The following is a 16,635-nucleotide window of genomic DNA, read 5'->3' on the forward strand; positions in this document are numbered from 1 at the left end:
CCCACGACGTCGCGGGCTTCCCCCGCTCCGCTCCTCCAGCCCGCGATTCCGAGGGGATCCCGCATGACTGCCACCGACCACGCTCTCGAGCTCGTCCGCGCGGCCGCGCTGGCGGCCTCCGACAAGCTCGCCCAGCAGATCGTCGCGTTCGACGTTAGCGAGCAGCTCGCCATCACCGACGCGTTCGTCCTCGCCTCCGCGACCAACGACCGCCAGGTCAAGGCGATCGTCGACGAGGTCGAGGACAAGCTGCGCGAGATCGGCGCCAAGCCGATCCGGCGGGAGGGTGAGCGGGACGGTCGCTGGGTGCTCATCGACTACGGCGAGATCGTCGTGCACGTGCAGCACGAGGAGGAGCGGCAGTTCTACGCCCTCGAGCGGCTCTGGCGGGACTGCCCGACGATCGAGCTGCCTGCCGACGTCGTCTCGCATGAGCGCTGACCCGGCTCCTGCCCGGCTCGTCCTGCTCCGGCACGGCCGGACCGCGTTCAACGCCGGCCGCCGGATCCAGGGGCAGCTGGAGGTCGAGCTCGACGACACCGGCCACGCCCAGGCGGCCGCGGTGGCGCCGGTCGTCGCCGCACTGCGCCCCGCCGCCCTCTGGTCCTCCGACAGCGCCCGCGCGCGCCAGACCGCGGCGTACCTCGCCAAGGAGACCGGCCTCGAGCCCGTGTACGACGCCCGGCTGCGCGAGTACTTCCTGGCCTCGCGCCAGGGGTTGACCCACGAGGAGTACGCGTCGGTGGCACCCGAGGAGTTCGCCGCCTTCCGTTCCGGTGACTTCGACGTGGTGCCGGGTGGCGAGACCTCCGCGCAGGTCGCCGCCCGGATGGTGTCGGCCCTCGTGGAGCTCCTCGGCTCGATCGCCCCGGGTGAGCTGGCGGTGGCGGTCTCCCACGGCGCCGCGATCCGCGACGCCGTCCCAGTCCTGCTCGGCCTGCCGGCCACCGGGCGCACCGCCCTGCACGGCCTCGCGAACTGCGGCTGGGTCGAGCTGGACCGCGCCGAGCCCGGTGCCCCGATGCGGCTGGTGGCGTACAACCGCGTGGTGCCCGGCCGCTGACCTCAGGCTCACCATGGTCTGCACCTGGGCCCGCACTTCCCATGGCGTTGCTCACCGTGGGAAGTGCGGGTTCCCCGGGATCCCATGGGGAACTGTGACCCGCCCCCGATTCGCATCGGGCGGGGCGGTTGGCTAGTATTCCGCGAGTTGTCATCCCGCAGGGGAAGAGAACGATGGGGCTGTGGCGCAGCTGGTAGCGCATCTGCATGGCATGCAGAGGGTCAGGGGTTCGAGTCCCCTCAGCTCCACATCACGAAGCCCGGCGCGGAGCGCCGGGCTTCCGTCGTTCAGGGGCGCGATAGCACTGAGCGGTAGCATCGCCGGAACGAGAACACGTTCTATTCAGGTGGTGCCATGCCCCAGCTCGGCCCGGACGGATTCAACCTCTCGACGGTCTTCGACACCGTCGCCCGCGCGGTGCCGGAGCAGGAGGTGCTGGTCTGGCGCGACCGGCGGTTGACGTACGCCGCGATGAACGAGCGCATCGACGGCCTCGCGCACCACCTCGTCGAGCGCGGGCTCGGCAGCCACGTCCCGCGGGCCGGGCTCCGGGGTCACGAGTCCGGCCAGGACCACGTCGGGCTCTATCTCCGCAACGGCAACGAGTACCTCGAGGCGATGGTGGCGGGCTACCGAGCCCGGGTGGCGCCGTTCAACGTGAACTACCGCTACGTCGAGGAGGAGCTGCTCTACCTGCTCACCGACGCCCGGACCCGCGCGCTCGTCTACCACGCGGAGTTCGCCCCGAGCGTCGCCGCCATCCGCGACCGGCTGCCCGGCCTCGACGTCCTCATCCAGGTTGCCGACGGCTCTGGGAACGACCTGCTGCCGGGCGCCGTCGCCTACGAGGACGTCGTCCTCACCTCGGAGCCGGTGGACGGGATGCCGGAGCCGAGCGGCGACGACCTGTTCGTGCTGTACACCGGCGGCACCACCGGCATGCCCAAGGGCGTGCTGTGGCGCAACGACGACATCTACGTCACCTCGATGGGCGGCACGCCGTTCGGCACCAACGACCCGTTCACGTCGTACGACGCGATCGCGGAGCACGCCGCGAACGCCGGGGGCGGCATGCGGCTGCTGATGATCCCGCCGCTGATGCACGGCGCGGCGCAGTGGTCGACGTTCCACACCATCACGGGCGGCGGCACGATCGTGTTCCCCGACAACGTGCACTCGCTGGACCCCGCCGACGCGATCGGCACGGCGGTCCGCGAACGGGTCCTCAGCATCCCGGTCGTCGGCGACGCCGTCGCGCTGCCGCTGGTCGAGGAGGTGGAGCGGGGCAGCTACGACCTGTCCGGCCTCGCGGCGTTCAACAACGGTGGCGCGCCGCTCACCCCCGGCGTGCGCGCGCGGATCCTCGAGGCGCTGCCGCACATCATCGTGATGGACGCCGCGGGCGCCTCGGAGACGGGTCTGCAGATGAGCTCGCTGTCGCTCAAGGGCATGGAGGCGGGTACGGCGACGTTCGCACCGGTCGCCGCCACGACGGTCGTCGACGACCTGTTCCAGCGGACGCTGGAGCCGGGCGAGGGCGAGGGCTGGCTCGCCCAGCGCGGCCGGGTGCCCCTCGGGTACCTCGGCGACGAGGACAAGACCGCACGCACGTTCCCGGTCATCGGCGGCGTCCGGTTCTCGATCCCTGGCGACCGGGCGCTGCTCGCGGAGGACGGGCAGATCGTGCTGCTCGGCCGGGACGGCGTCACCATCAACTCCGGCGGCGAGAAGATCTTCGTCGAGGAGGTCGAGCGCGCGCTGGCCGCGCACCCCGGCGTCCGCGACGTCATCGTCGTCGGCCGTCCCTCGCAGCGCTGGGGGAGCGAGGTGATCGCCGTCGTCCAGCTCGAGGAGGGCAGTGTCGCCTCCGACGAGGAGCTGCTCGCCGAGGCCGCGCGGCACGTGGCGCGGTACAAGGTCCCGAAGGCGGTGGTCCGGGCCCCGGTCGTCGAGCGGTCGCCGTCGGGCAAGGCCGACTACCGGTGGGCACGGACGCAGGTGTAGCAGCTCCGCGCTCCGGGCACCGCGAGCCCATGCCCGCCTTCGACATCGCCGTGCTGGACATCGACGGCACCCTGTTGGACTCCAACTACCACCACGCGGTCGCCTGGTCGCGCGCGTTCGACGCCGTGCTGGACCGGCACGTCGCCGTCGCCGCGATCCACCGTGCGATCGGCATGGGCGGCGACCGCCTCGTCGCCGCCGTGACCGGTGACGACGTGGAGGAGCAGCACGGCGACGAGCTCCGCGACCGCTGGGAGCAGGAGTACGACGCGATCATCGGCGACACCCGGCTCTTCGACGGGGCGATCGACCTCCTCACCGGGCTGCGCGAGGCGGGCCTCAAGGTGGTCCTGGCCAGCTCGAGCATCCCCAAGCACGCCGAGCACGCCCTCGAGCTGCTGGACGCCGAGGAGCGGGCCGACGCCTGGACGACGAGCCAGGACGCTGACGCCTCCAAGCCCGACCCGGAGCTCCTGGACGAGGCGCTCGAGAAGGTCGGCGGCGGGCGGGCGGTGATGATCGGGGACTCCGTGTGGGACGTCGCGGCGGCGACCCGGCGCGGGGACCCGACCATCGGGCTGCTCGCCGGTGGGTCCGGGCGCCAGGAGCTGCTCGACGCCGGAGCGGCCTCGGTCTACGCCTACCCGCGCGAGCTCCTCGAGCACCTCGACGAGGTCCTCGCCGAGCAGTGACCCGCAGCCGCGTCGTCCTGGTTGCGCTCTGCGCCGGCTACTTCCTGGTGCTGCTCGACGTCACCGTCGTGAACGTCGCGCTGCCCTCGCTGGCCGACGACCTCGGCACCGGGACTGCGGGGCTCCAGTGGGTGGTCGACGGGTACGCCGTCGCGCTGGCCTCGCTGCTGCTGGTCGGCGGGACCCTCGGCGACGTGCTCGGCCACCGCGGCGTGGTGCTGGCCGGGCTCGCGGCGTTCGGCCTGGCGGCCGTCGGCTGCGGCATCGCTCCGTCGACCGCGGCGCTGGTCGCGGCCCGGGTGGTCCAGGGCGCCGGGGCCGCCCTGCTGCTGCCGGGCACCCTCGCCCTGGTCGGCGACGCCTACCCGGAGCGCGGAGCCCAGGCCCGGGCGATCGGGATCTGGGCGGCGGTCGGGAGCGCGGCGCTGCCGGCCGGGCCGCTGCTCGGCGGCGCGCTGGTCGAGTGGGTGTCCTGGCGCGCGGTGTTCCTGCTCAACGTGCCGATCGTGCTGCTCGTGGGCGCGGTGCTGGCCCGCGGCGTACCCGCCTCCGAGCGCGCGGACCGCGCCGTCGACGTGGCCGGCTCGGTGCTGGCCGCCACCACCCTCGGCAGCCTGGTGTACGCCCTGGTCGCCGGGCGTGCGGCGCTCGGTCTCGTGGCGGTCTTCTCGCTCGTGGCGCTGGTCGTGGTGGAGCACCGGGTGGCCGACCCGATGCTGCCGCTCGACCTGCTCCGGCGGCCGGCGTTCGTCCTCGCCAACGGCGCTGCGGGCGTGATGAACCTCGCGACGCTCGGGATGCTGTTCGTGGTGACGCTGTACCTCCAGCAGGACCAGGGCCGCTCGCCGTTCTCCGCCGGCGTGGCGCTGCTGCCGCTGTTCCTCCCGCTCACGCTGCTCGCCCCGCTGACCGGCCGGGTGACGGCGCGCACCGGCCCGCGGCCGCCGATGGTCGCCGGGCTGCTGGTCGGCGCGGCGGGCTTCGCCGTCCTCGCCTCCGGTCACCTGACGACCGGGCTCCTGGTGTGGGGCGTCGGCATCGGCGTGCTCACGCCCGCCGTCGTGGCGGCCGCCCTGGCGGCGGTCGAGCCCGATCGGTCGGGACTCGCCTCGGGCGTCAACAACACCGCGCGCCAGGCCGGCGGTGCTGTCGGTGTCGCGGTCTACGGTGCTGTCAACGACCTGCGTGGGCTGGCGATCGCGTCGGCGGTGCTGTTCACAGCGACGGCACTGACGGCGATGAGTTCCGGCTGGGACGCTGGTCGGTAGGACAGACCCCCGAGCGCAAAGGAGCGCGCACATGTCCACCGTCCTCAACCCCTACCTCAACTTCCGTGCCCAGGCCCGGGACGCGATGACCTTCTACCAGTCGGCCCTCGGCGGCCAGCTCGACGTGACGACGTTCGCCGACCAGGGCGGCATGGGCGTCCCCGAGAGCGAGGCCGGGCTGGTCATGCACTCCGCCCTGACCGTGTCCGACGGCGTGCAGCTGATGGGCGCTGACGTCCCGAGCCACATGGACACCGGCGGCGACATCTCGAACGGCTCGATCTCGCTGAGCGGCGACGACGAGGCCACGCTGCGCGGTTGGTTCGAGGCGCTGAGCGCGGGCGGCAGCGTCACCGTGCCGCTGGAGAAGGCGCCGTGGGGCGACTCCTTCGGCATGTTCACCGACAAGTACGGCATCGGCTGGATGGTGAACATCAGCGGGAGCTAGACCTCGTCGAGCTCCGACCAGTCGACGGTCGCCGTACGACGCTGGTACTCCGCGACGAGACCGGGCCAGTTGGTGGTGATCCGGCGGCCGTCGCGGTACCAGCTGTCGCAGCCCGACCAGATGCCCCTGCCCAGCCGGTCCTGCATGTCCTCGTCGTACCGCTCCCAGACGTCGCGGCGGACCGCGACCCGGTGCGCGCGGCCGTCCTGGATCCGCCGCGCGACCTGCGTGATCCAGCCGGCCTGCGCCTCGAGCATGCCGATGATCGAGCTGCCGCCCAGGTTGGTGTTCGGCCCGTAGACCACGAACAGGTTCGGGAAGCCCGGCATCGTCAGGCCGAGGTGGGCGCGGGCGCCGTCGGCCCACAGCTCCTTCAGGGGTAGGCCGTCCACGCCGCACACGTCGATCCCGCCGAGGAACTCGGTCGGCGCGAAGCCGGTGCCCCAGATCAGCACGTCGGCCTCGTGCAGCCGCCCGTCGCCGGTGCGCACGCCGCCCGGCTCGACGGCGGTGACCTGCTCGGTGACGACGTCGACGTGGTCGCGGTCCAGCGCGGGGTACCAGTCGTTGGAGAACAGCAGCCGCTTGCAGCCGAGCTCGTAGGTCGGGACCAGCTTGCGCCGCAGCTCGGGGTCGCGGACCTGGCGGCGCAGCTGGAGCCTCCAGGCGGTGCGGATCGCACCCATCAGCGGCCGGGTGATCGGCGAGGTGCCCTCGAGGGCGCCGTTGAACCGCTCGGTGATCCAGTAGGTCAGCCGCCGCTCGCCGGCGGGCACCGCCGGCCAGCGCTCGAACAGCCGGTGGTGGCCCGGCGTGTACTCGCGGTCCGGCTTCGCGACGACGTACGGCGCGGAGCGCTGGAAGACGGTCATCGCGGCGACCCGGTCCACGATGCCGGGCACGAACTGGACCGCGCTGGCGCCGGTGCCGACCACGGCCACCCGCTTGCCGGTCAGGTCCACGTCGTGGCGCCAGCGCGCCGAGTGGAACGCCGGTCCGGCGAAGTTGCCGGCGCCGGGGATCGCGGGGATCACCGGGTTCGAGAGCTGGCCGGTCGCCGAGACGACCAGGTCCGCGTCGAGGACACCGGTGCTGGTGGTGACCCGCCACGCGCCGTCGGCGTACTCGAGCGCGGTGACCTCGGTGCCCGTGCGGACGAGGTCGAGCAGCCCGGCGTCCGACGCCGTGCGGCGGATGTAGTCGAGGATCTCGGGCTGGCCGGAGTAGCGGCGGCCCCAGGCCGGGTTCGTCGCCCACGACCAGGAGTAGAGGGGAGAGGGGACGTCGCAGGCCGCGCCCGGGTAGGTGTTGTCGCGCCAGACGCCGCCGACGTCGGCCGCGCGCTCGAGGATCGTGACGTCGCCGACGCCGGCCTCGCGCAGGGCACGGGCGACCCCCAGGCCGCCGAACCCGGCACCGATGACGACCACCCGGACACGCATGGACGGACCATACCGGGAGTACGCCCGCTCGCGTTCACGTCGTCCGCGCCGGGCGTTCACCGTCATCCCGGGCAGGAAGGGCAGCCACCCGGTCGCCGTCACGGGCCCGCGGTCCGCCGCCGGACCGCGAAGGACACCTTCCGGTTGCGATGAGGCGGGGGTTGTCCGCCGAAACCCGCTCGACACGCCGTACCGCACCGGCGTGTCGCGCGGGTTTCTCCGGTCAGCCGGAGAAACCCGCCGCCTCAGGTGATCGTCATGCCCCCGTCGACGGCCAGCGTCTGACCGGTGACGTACCCCGCGGCGTCCGAGGCCAGGAACACCACCGTGGCCGCCAGCTCGACGGGGTCGCCCTTGCGACCGGCGGGGATCCGGGCCTGCTGGGAGTCGAGATAGCCCGGCGGGTACTGGTCGGTCATCTCCGACTCGAAGAAGCCCGGGGCGATCGCGTTGACGCGGATGCCCTTGCGACCGGTCCACTGCTGGGCGAGGTCGCGGGTGAGCCCGATCAGGCCGGCCTTGGACGCCGCGTACGCCGCCTGGGGGAGGCCGGCGGTCGTGAGGCCGAGGACCGAGCTGATGTTGATGATGCTCGACCCGGGCTGCATCACCCGGCCGCACGCCTGCGCCATCCAGTAGCAGCCGTTGAGGTTCACGTCGATCACCTGGCGGAACTGCTCGGGGGGCTCCCGGGTCGCCGGCACCGCCGTACCGATGCCGGCGTTGTTGACCAGCACGTCCACCCGGCCGAACTCCTCCATCGCGAGCGCGACCAGGTTCGTGCACGAGTCGGGGTCGGCCACGTCGGTCGCGACCGTGAGCGCGCGGCGACCCGCGGCCTCGACCAGCTGCGCGGTGTCGGCGAGGCGGTCGGTACGCCGGGCGCCGAGCGCGAGGTCGGCGCCCGCCTCGGCCAGGCCACGGGCGAAGGCGACGCCCAGCCCGCTGGAGGCTCCGGTGACGACGGCGACCTTGCCGTCGAGCCGGAAGAGATCGGTGACGGTTCGCGACTCGCTCATGGCGACATCGTCGCAGGGCCGCCGCGCGGTCACTTCCCCTGGTACTCCCGCACCGTCTCGCAGGAGATCAGCTCGTCGTGCGGGTCCAGGGTCTCGAGGAACTCGACCAGGTCGTTGCCCGGGCCGCAGTCGATGACGTCGCGCCGGCCGTCGGGGTCGAGCAGCACCTCGTCGTCGCCCGGGCCGAGGTCGAGGTGGGTGGGCGGGTAGGGCCGGGTCCGGCCGCGCGAGGCGACGGTGGAGCGGTCGTCCCCGGCGCCCGCGCGCATCGTGTCGCCCCCGAGGTAGTCGGCGAGGTAGTCGTTCCCCGGGCCGCCCACCAGCTCGTCGATGCCCCGACGGCCGTCGATCGAGTCGCGGCCGGGTCCGCCGATGAGGAGGTCCCGCCCCCGGTCGTCCTCGATCTCGTCGTTGCCGCGGCCGCCGCGGACCCAGTCGTCGCCGGGCCCGCCGGTCAGGAGGTCGTTGCCACCGCGACCACGGACCTCGTCGGCGCCGTCCCGCGCCTCGATCCAGTCGCGCTTCGGCGTACCGACGAGCGTCTCGTTGTCCGCGGTGCCGCGGATGTGCTCGGCGGCGGCGACGGAGGGGAGCAGGACGAGGGTGAGCCCGAGAGCGGCTACAGCGAGTGCCTTCATCGCGTCGAGTCTGGCACGACCGGCCGAGCGCGGTACCATGGCGCCATGCGAAGGATCCTGCTCCTTACCTAGCCGCGTCGACACGCATCACCATCGACGCGGCTGCCCCTCGTGCCCGAGGGGCTTTTTTGTGCCCGGAGCCAGAGCGAGCAGAGCAGAGAGAGACGAGATGAGCGAGCAGGAGCAGTACGACATCGAGGCCGTTCAGGAGAAGTGGCTGCCGGTGTGGGAGCGGCTGGAGCCGTTCCGCGCCGACGACGACTCCCCGCGGGAGAAGAAGTACGCGCTCACGATGTTCCCGTACCCCTCCGGCGACCTGCACATGGGCCACGCCGAGGTCACCGCCCTGCACGACGTGATCGCGCGCTACTGGTGGCAGCGCGGCTACGAGGTCCTGAACCCGATGGGCTGGGACTCCTTCGGCCTGCCCGCCGAGAACGCCGCGATCCGCAACGACGAGCACCCGGCGACGTACACCTACGCGAACATCGAGACGCAGTACGAGTCCTTCAAGCGGTACGCCGTCTCCTTCGACTGGTCGCGCCGGCTGCACACCTCCGACCCGGAGTACTACCGGTGGACGCAGTGGCTGTTCCTGAAGTTCCGGGAGCGGGGCCTGGCGTACCGGAAGAACAGCCCGGTGAACTGGTGCCCGCACGATCAGACGGTGCTGGCCAACGAGCAGGTCGTCGACGGCCGGTGCGAGCGTTGCGGGCACGAGGTCACCAAGCGCGAGCTGACCCAGTGGTACTTCCGGATCACCGAGTACGCCCAGGAGCTGCTGGACGACCTGGACCGCCTGGAGCCGACCTGGCCGACCCGCGTCGTCACGGCCCAGCGGAACTGGATCGGTCGCTCCGAGGGCGCCCACGTGGACTTCCGGGTCGAGGGCCGCGACGAGCCGATCACCGTCTACACGACCCGCCCGGACACGATCTTCGGCACCACGTTCATGGTCGTGGCCGTCGACTCCCCGCTGGCCGATGAGCTGGTCACCGACGGGCAGCGGGCCGCCTTCGAGGCCTACCGCGAGGAGATCCGCAAGGAGACCGAGATCGAGCGACTGTCCGCCGAGCGACCCAAGACCGGCGTCGACCTGGGCGTCACGGCGACCAACCCGGTCACCGGCACCCAGATCCCCGTGTGGGCGACGGACTATGTGCTGGCCGACTACGGCACCGGTGCGGTCATGGGCGTGCCCGGCGGCGACCAGCGCGACTGGGAGTTCGCGACCGAGATGGGGCTGGAGATCGTCCGCACCACGCAGCCGCCGTCCGGCTTCGAGGGCGAGTCGTTCCATGGCGAGGGCCCGGCGATCAACTCGCCCGCCCCCGGCGTCGACGCGCCGCTGGACATCAACGGACTGGGCGTCGCCGACGCGAAGCGGGCGACGATCGAGTTCCTGGAGCAGCAGGGGACCGGCAAGGGTGCGGTCAACTTCCGGCTGCGCGACTGGCTGCTGAGCCGCCAGCGCTACTGGGGCGTCCCGATCCCGATCATCCACTGCGAGAAGGACGGTGAGGTCGCCGTACCGTACGAGCAGCTGCCCCTGGAGCTGCCGGAGCTGCGCGGTGCCGACCTGAAGCCGAAGGGCGTCTCGCCGCTGGCCGCGGCGTCCGACTGGGTCGACGTGGAGTGCCCCACCTGCGGCGGCCCGGCCAAACGGGACAGCGACACGATGGACACCTTCGTCGACTCGTCCTGGTACTTCCTGCGCTACTGCTCGCCGCACTACACCGACGGCCCGTTCGACGTCGCCAAGGCCAACGCCTGGATGCCCGCGGACATCTACGTCGGCGGCGTCGAGCACGCGGTGCTGCACCTGCTGTACGCACGGTTCTTCACCAAGGTCCTGCGCGACATGGGGATGCTGGAGGTCGGCGAGCCGTTCGCAGCCCAGCTGAACCAGGGCTTCGTCATCAATCGTGGCAAGAAGATGAGCAAGTCGCTGGGCAACGGCGTCAGTCTGGGGGACCAACTTGCGGAGTTCGGAGTGGACGCCGTACGCGTGACCCTGGTATTCGCAGGCCCTCCGGAGGACGACATCGACTGGGCCGACATGTCGCCGGCCGGATCGCTGCGGTTCCTGCAGCGCGCCTGGCGGTTGTCCGGTGACGTCACCTCCGAGGCGGGCGTCTCGCCGGAGGGCGGTGACCTGGCACTGCGGCGCGTCACCGCGCGCACCGTGCACGAGGCGGCCGAGCTGGTCGAGTCGTACCGGTTCAACGTGATGGTCGCGCGGCTGATGGAGCTGGTGAACGCCACCCGCAAGGCCATCGACTCGGGCTGCGGGCCCGCGGACCCGGCGGTGCGTGAGGCGACCGAGGCCGTCGCGATCCTGCTGTCGCTGGTCGCGCCGTACACGGCCGAGGAGATGTGGGAGCGGCTGGGCCACGAGCCGACCGTCGCCCGCGCCGGCTGGCCCGAGGTCGACGAGGCACTGCTGGTCGAGGAGTCCGTCACGGCCGTCGTCCAGATCCAGGGCAAGGTCCGCGCGCGGCTGGAGGTCGCGCCGGACATCACCGAGTCCGACCTGGAGGCGCTGGCGCTCGCCGACCCGGGCGTGGTGAAGGCGATCGACGGCCGCGAGGTGCGCAAGGTGATCGTCCGCGCCCCGAAGCTGGTCAACGTCGTCGTCTAGCGCTGTGCTCTAACCTCGGCGACATGCCGGTCGTGGTCGTCACCGACTCGACCGCCTGCCTCCCCCCGGAGCTGGCGGCCGAGCGGGGGATCGTGGTGGTCCCGCTCCAGGTGGTGATCGGGGCGACGGTGTACGACGAGGGCGCGGGGGGTGCCACGCCCGAGATGGTCGCCGCAGCGCTGCGCGAGTGGAAGCCGGTCAGCACCTCGCGGCCGAGTCCCGCGGCCCTGCTGGAGGTCTACGAGAAGGCCGCCCGCGATGGCGCGACGGAGATCGTGTCGGTGCACCTGTCCGGCGAGATGAGCGGCACCTTCGAGTCGGCCCAGCTCGCGGCGCGCGACGCGTCGGTCCGCGTCGTACCCGTGGACACCCGGCAGGTCGGAGTGGCCACGGGCTTCGCCGTGCTGGCCGCGGCCGACGTGCTCGACGCGGGCGGCACCGCCGACGAGGCCGCCGACGCCGCCCGGGAGCGGGCGGAGGTGACGTCCTCGCTCTTCTACGTCGACACGCTCGAGTACCTGCGCCGCGGGGGTCGGATCGGCGCCGCGGCCGCCCTGTTCGGTGGTGCGCTCGCGGTGAAGCCGCTGCTCCAGATCAAGGACGGCACCGTCGCCTCGCTCGAGCGGGTCCGCACGTCCGTGCGGGCGCTGGCCCGGCTGGAGGAGCTGGCCGTGCAGGCCGCGGGCGAGGGGCAGGTCGATGTCTGCGTCGCGCACCTCGCGAGCGCCGAGCGTGCGGGTGCGCTCGCCGAGAAGCTGGCCGCGCGGCTCGAGCCGAACCTCGGTGGCCGCGAGGTGTGGTGCGGCGAGCTCGGCGCGGTGCTCGGCGCCCACGTCGGGCCCGGCATGATCGCCGTCTGCGTGGCGCCGCGCCGGTAGCCGGTATCCGTCCACAGGACGGGCTTCCGACCGGCTCGTCCCCAACTCGGGACGATCGGTCCCGTCCGGGCCGGTCGCGCTGCCTAGCGTCCCGCACATGGCCCGATCCACCGACCACCAGGACGCCGTCTCCCGCCGGCTCGCGCTGCTCAGTGCCGAGCTCGCCGGCGAGCGACCCGAGCCACCCGAGCGACCCGAGCGACCCGGGCGTCCCGAGCCGCCGGCGGTGCCGGAGGTGCCGCTTCCGGGACGGCACGCGTCCCGCCGGGCATCGTCGCTGCCGGGGACGCTGCTGCCCGAGAGGCTGCTGCCGGAGACGCTGCACGGTCGGGTGGCGCTGGGGCCGGCCCAGCTGGCGGTCGTGGCGGTGCTGGTGGCGATCGGGCTGGCGGTCACCTGCTGGTGGGTGCTGCGCGGCCAGCCGAGCCGGGTGGAGGCGCCCGCGCCGGTCGCACTGACCTCGCAGCCGCCGCTCGTCGACGCCTCACCGGTGGCTGCCCGGGCGTCCGCGACCGCGGCCTCGGTGACGGTCGACGTGACGGGCAAGGTCCGACATCCGGGGATCGTGGTGCTCGACGCCGGCGCACGGGTCGTCGACGCGCTCGAGGAGGCCGGCGGCGCCCGCCCGGGGGTGGACCTGTCGGGGCTCAACCTGGCGCGGGTGCTCGTCGACGGCGAGCAGGTCGTGGTGGGCGTGCCGCCGCCCGCGGGCGTGGCGGCCTCGGCGGCGGCGTCGCCGGGGGCGAGCGGTGGTCCGCTGGTCAACCTCAACACCGCGTCCCAGGCCGAGCTGGAGGCGCTGCCCGAGGTGGGGCCGGTCACCGCCCAGGCGATCCTGGCGTTCCGTGACGAGCACGGCGGGTTCACGGCCGTGGACGAGCTGCTCGAGGTCGACGGGATCGGGGACGCGACGCTCGGCCAGCTCGCGCCGTACGTGACGGTCTGAGGTGCGCACCGACCTGCGGATGCTGCTGCTCGGCGGCGCCGCGTGGGCAGGTGCGTTGGCCGCCCGGTGGATGGGCTGGTGGGCGGTCGTCGCCGTCCTCGGCCTGGTCCTCGCGCACCGGTGGCGCACGGCCGGCGCGGTGGCGCTGGTGTTCGCCGCGGTCGCCGGCGTCGCGGTCATCCGCACCGACCGCATCGGTGGCAGCCCGGTGGCCCGGCTCGCCGCGGACGGCGCCGCGGTCCGGCTGACCGGCACGGTGACCAGCGACCCGCACCGGACCGCCGGTCGGTACGGCGACGTGGTGATCACCCGAGTCGACGTCCGCAGCGTGACCGGTCGCGGCACGACGTTCGCGCTCTCCGTGCCGGTCCTCGTGCTCGGGGACGACGACTGGGCCGAGGTGCCTCTCGGCAGCACCGTCGAGGCGTCCGGACGGCTGTCGCCCTCGGACGGTGACGACCTGGCCGGCGTGCTGGGCGCGCGCGGGCCGCCGGTGGTGACCGGCGACCCGGACGCGTGGTGGGACGCCGCCGCGGCGGTCCGGGCCTCCATCCGCGACGCCGTCGCGCACCGGCCGGACGCGCAGCGGGCGCTGGTGCCTGCCCTGGTGGACGGCGACGACACCGGAGTCAGCACCGACCTCGCCGACGACTTCCGGACCACCGGGCTGACCCACCTGTTGGCGGTCTCGGGCACGAACCTCACGCTCGTGGTCGGCTTCCTGCTGCTGATCGCCCGCTGGTGCGGGGTCCGCGGCCGGTGGCTGTACGCCGTCGGCGCGGCCGGGATCGTCGGGTTCGTGCTGCTCGCGCGCACCGAGCCGAGCGTCCTCCGTGCTGCGGTGATGGGCACGGTCGCGCTGTTCGCGATGGGTGCGGAGGGTCGGCGGCGCGGGACCCGCGCGCTGGGCGTGGCCGTGCTGGCGTTGCTGCTCGTCCAGCCCGGGCTGGCGACGTCGGCCGGGTTCGCGCTCTCGGTGCTCGCCACCGGCGGCATCCTGCTGCTCGCGCCCGCGTGGCGGGACGCGCTGGCCCGCTGGCTGCCGCGGTGGGCTGCCGAGGCGATCGCGATCCCCGCGGCCGCCCAGCTCGCCTGCACGCCGGTCGTGGCGGCGTTGTCCGGGCAGGTCAGCCTCGTGGCGGTCGCGGCGAACCTGGCCGCCGCACCGGCGGTCGGCCCCGCCACGGTCCTCGGTCTCGCGGGCGGGCTCGCCGGGCTGGTGTGCGACCCGGTCGGACGCCTGCTCGGGATCGGCGCCGGCTGGTGCGTCGCCTGGATCGTCGTGGTGGCGACCCGCGGTGCGGCCCTGCCCACCGCTGCGGTCGGGTGGGGGACCGGCGCCGTCGCGCTGGCACTCCTCACGGTACTCGTGGTGGCGGTCGTCCTGGTCGCCCCGGTGCTGCTGCGCCGGCCGTCGACCGGGCTGGGGTGCTGCGGGCTGCTGGTGCTCGCGGTGCTGGTCCGGGTCCCGTCCCCGGGGTGGCCGCCGGACGGCTGGGTGCTGGTCGCGTGCGACGTCGGCCAGGGTGACGGCCTGGTCGTGAACGCCGGGCCGCACACCGCGGTCGTCGTCGACGCCGGGCCTGATCCCGACGCGATGGACGCCTGCCTGGACCGGCTCGCGATCGAGTCCGTGCCGCTGCTGGTGCTCACGCACTTCCACGCCGACCACGTCGACGGCATCACCGGCGTCTACGAGGGCCGGCAGGTCGGGACCGTGGAGACGACCCGGCTGCAGGACCCGCCCGAGGGCGTCGCCGAGGTCGACGCGGTCGCCGACCCGGTGCCCGCGCCGTACGGCACCACCCAGCAGGTCGGCGCGGTCACGCTCGAGGCGCTGTGGCCGCCGCCGGACTCGCCGGCCATCGGGCCGGGCGACGGCAGCACCGCGAACGAGGCCAGCGTGGTGCTGCTCGTCGACATCCGGGGCGTCCGGCTGCTGCTGACCGGCGACATCGAGCCGGAGGGCCAGGCCGCGCTGGCGCGCGCCTACCCCGGGCTGGCCGTCGACGTGCTCAAGGTGCCGCACCACGGCAGCAGGTACCAGGACGAGGACTGGCTGCTCTCGCTCGGCGCCCGCGTCGCGGTGACGTCGGTGGGTGCCGACAACGACTACGGCCACCCGGCCCCGGAGACGCTGGAGCCGCTCGCGGCTGCCGGGATCGACGTCTACCGGACCGACCGGGACGGTGACGTCGCGGTGGTGGAGGACGGCGAGGGACTGTCGGTGGTCACCCGCTAGGGTTTCGGCACGATGGCAGGCTCACCGCGCGCGGCAGACGTCCTCGGCCGGGTCACGCTCGTGACCGGCAAGGAGGAGTTCCTCAACGAACGCACCGTCGGCGCCGTCCGGCAGGCGGTGCGCCACCACGACCCGGAGTCCGAGCTCTCCGAGACGGCGGCGTCCGACCTCACCCTCGCGACCCTCGGCGAGCTCTCGGCGCCCTCGCTGTTCTCCAGCATCCGGTGCGTGGTCGTCCGGGGGCTGGAGAACCTGCCCGAGGAGTCGGTCGACGGCCTCCTCGGGTACGCCGCCGACCCGGCCGCGGAGGTCGCGCTCGTACTCGTCCACGGGGGCGGGCCGAAGGGCTCGGGCGTGCTGACCAAGCTGCGCAAGCTGGCGCCGGTCACCGAGGTGAAGTCCGGGGAGCTCCGGGTCTCGGAGTACCCCGGGTTCGTGGCGGCCGAGGTGCGCGGCCACGGCACCACCATCGACCGCGAGGCCGCCGACGCGCTGGTCCAGGCGGTCGGGCAGGACCTGCGGGCGCTGGCCGCCGCCGCGGACCAGCTCGCCAGCGACTTCGACGGGCAGCCGATCACCGAGGAGCGGGTGAAGCAGTACTTCGGCGGCCGTGCCGAGGCCAAGTCGTTCGCGGTGGCCGACGCCGCGCTGTTCGGGCGGCGGACGGTGGCGCTGGAGGAGCTGCGCTGGGCGCTGGACGGGGGCACCGCCCCGGTCCTGGTGACCGCGGCGTTCGCCTCGGGCGCCCGGGGCCTGGCCCGCTACCTGACCGCCCCGCGGGGCATGCGCGAGGCCGACCTGGCCCGCGAGGTCGGCGTGCCCCCCTGGAAGCTGCGCATCGTCCGCGACCAGACCCGTGGCTGGTCCGAGGGTGGGATCGCGCGGGCGATCCGTGCCATCGCCAAGGCCGATGCCGACATCAAGGGCGCCGCCAGCGACCCGTCGTACACCCTCGAGCGGCTGGTCCTCACCGTCACCGACCTGCGCGAGCCCCGGTAGCGACCTGGCCCGAAATGCAGATCGACCCGCCAGCACGAGGCTGACGGGTCGAGGGAGGCGCGACTCAGAGAGAGGCGGCCTTCTTGGCGATCGCGGACTTGCGGTTCGCGGCCTGGTTCTTGTGGATGACGCCCTTGGAGGCGGCCTTGTCGAGCTTCTGCGCGGCATCGCGACCGAGCGCGACCGCGGTGTCCTTGTCGCCGGAGTCGGCGGCCTCGCGGAACTTGCGCACGGCGGACTTCAGCGCGGTCTTGACGGCCTTGTTGCGCTCGTGCCGCTTCTCGTTCTGCTTGTTCCGCTTGATCTGGGACTTGATGTTCGCCACTACATGCGCCTTCGTCGTAGGTAGGTGGTG

Annotated in this window: 15 protein-coding genes and 1 tRNA gene; 12 read left to right on the forward strand and 4 right to left on the reverse strand. The window is 73.3% G+C overall.

Annotated elements, in window-relative coordinates; all coding sequences use genetic code 11:
- Positions 1–63: 63 nt before the first annotated feature.
- From rsfS to N538_RS0112730, 7 genes are all read left to right on the forward strand, one after another.
- Positions 64–441 carry a ribosome silencing factor gene (gene rsfS, locus N538_RS0112700; RefSeq protein WP_028637620.1) on the forward strand — a complete coding sequence of 126 codons (378 nt, stop codon included), beginning with the start codon at positions 64–66 and terminating at the stop codon, positions 439–441.
- On the forward strand, positions 431–1,063 hold the full coding sequence (locus tag N538_RS0112705) for a histidine phosphatase family protein (RefSeq protein WP_028637621.1): 633 nt from the start codon (positions 431–433) through the stop codon (positions 1,061–1,063). The genes rsfS and N538_RS0112705 overlap by 11 nt, the downstream gene beginning before the upstream one ends.
- Positions 1,064–1,238: 175 nt before the next feature.
- A tRNA-Ala gene (locus N538_RS0112710) sits at positions 1,239–1,311 on the forward strand.
- Positions 1,312–1,417: 106 nt separating this feature from the next.
- On the forward strand, positions 1,418–3,067 hold the full coding sequence (locus N538_RS0112715; RefSeq protein WP_028637622.1) for an acyl-CoA synthetase: 1,650 nt from the start codon (positions 1,418–1,420) through the stop codon (positions 3,065–3,067).
- A gap of 29 nt (positions 3,068–3,096) precedes the next feature.
- Complete coding sequence (locus N538_RS0112720) at positions 3,097–3,759, forward strand: HAD family hydrolase (protein WP_028637623.1); 663 nt, start codon at positions 3,097–3,099, stop codon at positions 3,757–3,759.
- Entirely contained in the window at positions 3,756–5,027 is a 1,272-nt protein-coding gene (locus tag N538_RS25215) for an MFS transporter (RefSeq protein WP_036570403.1), read from the forward strand. Before N538_RS0112720 ends, N538_RS25215 begins: the two co-directional genes overlap by 4 nt.
- A gap of 31 nt (positions 5,028–5,058) precedes the next feature.
- Positions 5,059–5,475, forward strand: coding sequence for a VOC family protein (locus tag N538_RS0112730; RefSeq protein WP_028637624.1), 417 nt, complete (start codon positions 5,059–5,061; stop codon positions 5,473–5,475).
- Here the strand turns inward: N538_RS0112730 and N538_RS0112735 are convergent.
- The 3 genes from N538_RS0112735 to N538_RS27435 form a co-directional block, all read right to left on the reverse strand.
- The gene (locus N538_RS0112735; protein ID WP_028637625.1) at positions 5,472–6,917 is read right to left on the reverse strand and encodes a flavin-containing monooxygenase; all 1,446 of its coding nucleotides are present in this window, start codon (positions 6,915–6,917) and stop codon (positions 5,472–5,474) included. The genes N538_RS0112730 and N538_RS0112735 overlap by 4 nt on opposite strands.
- 245 nt (positions 6,918–7,162) lie before the next feature.
- On the reverse strand, positions 7,163–7,936 hold the full coding sequence (locus tag N538_RS0112740; protein ID WP_028637626.1) for an SDR family NAD(P)-dependent oxidoreductase: 774 nt from the start codon (positions 7,934–7,936) through the stop codon (positions 7,163–7,165).
- 29 nt (positions 7,937–7,965) lie between these two features.
- Complete coding sequence (locus N538_RS27435; RefSeq protein ID WP_197025333.1) at positions 7,966–8,574, reverse strand: calcium-binding protein; 609 nt, start codon at positions 8,572–8,574, stop codon at positions 7,966–7,968.
- Positions 8,575–8,743: 169 nt separating this feature from the next.
- Between N538_RS27435 and leuS the strand changes: the two genes are divergently transcribed.
- From leuS to holA, 5 genes are all read left to right on the forward strand, one after another.
- Positions 8,744–11,215: a leucine--tRNA ligase gene (gene leuS, locus N538_RS0112750; RefSeq protein ID WP_028637627.1), complete on the forward strand. Its 2,472-nt coding sequence runs from the start codon at positions 8,744–8,746 to the stop codon at positions 11,213–11,215.
- A gap of 23 nt (positions 11,216–11,238) precedes the next feature.
- Positions 11,239–12,093 carry a DegV family protein gene (locus N538_RS0112755; protein WP_028637628.1) on the forward strand — a complete coding sequence of 285 codons (855 nt, stop codon included), beginning with the start codon at positions 11,239–11,241 and terminating at the stop codon, positions 12,091–12,093.
- A 97-nt stretch (positions 12,094–12,190) separates the two neighbouring features.
- On the forward strand, positions 12,191–13,039 hold the full coding sequence (locus tag N538_RS25225; protein WP_051549247.1) for a ComEA family DNA-binding protein: 849 nt from the start codon (positions 12,191–12,193) through the stop codon (positions 13,037–13,039).
- A 1-nt stretch (position 13,040) separates the two neighbouring features.
- Positions 13,041–15,281 (forward strand): ComEC/Rec2 family competence protein, encoded by a 2,241-nt coding sequence (locus tag N538_RS0112765; protein WP_028637629.1) that lies wholly within the window; start codon positions 13,041–13,043, stop codon positions 15,279–15,281.
- A gap of 12 nt (positions 15,282–15,293) precedes the next feature.
- Complete coding sequence (gene holA / locus N538_RS0112770; protein WP_028637630.1) at positions 15,294–16,280, forward strand: DNA polymerase III subunit delta; 987 nt, start codon at positions 15,294–15,296, stop codon at positions 16,278–16,280.
- Positions 16,281–16,344: 64 nt separating this feature from the next.
- Here the strand turns inward: holA and rpsT are convergent, their stop codons facing one another.
- Complete coding sequence (rpsT, locus tag N538_RS0112775; protein WP_028637631.1) at positions 16,345–16,605, reverse strand: 30S ribosomal protein S20; 261 nt, start codon at positions 16,603–16,605, stop codon at positions 16,345–16,347.
- Between the last annotated feature and the right edge of the window lie 30 nt (positions 16,606–16,635).

The organism is Nocardioides sp. URHA0032 (assembly GCF_000620645.1).
Lineage (GTDB): Bacteria > Actinomycetota > Actinomycetes > Propionibacteriales > Nocardioidaceae > Nocardioides.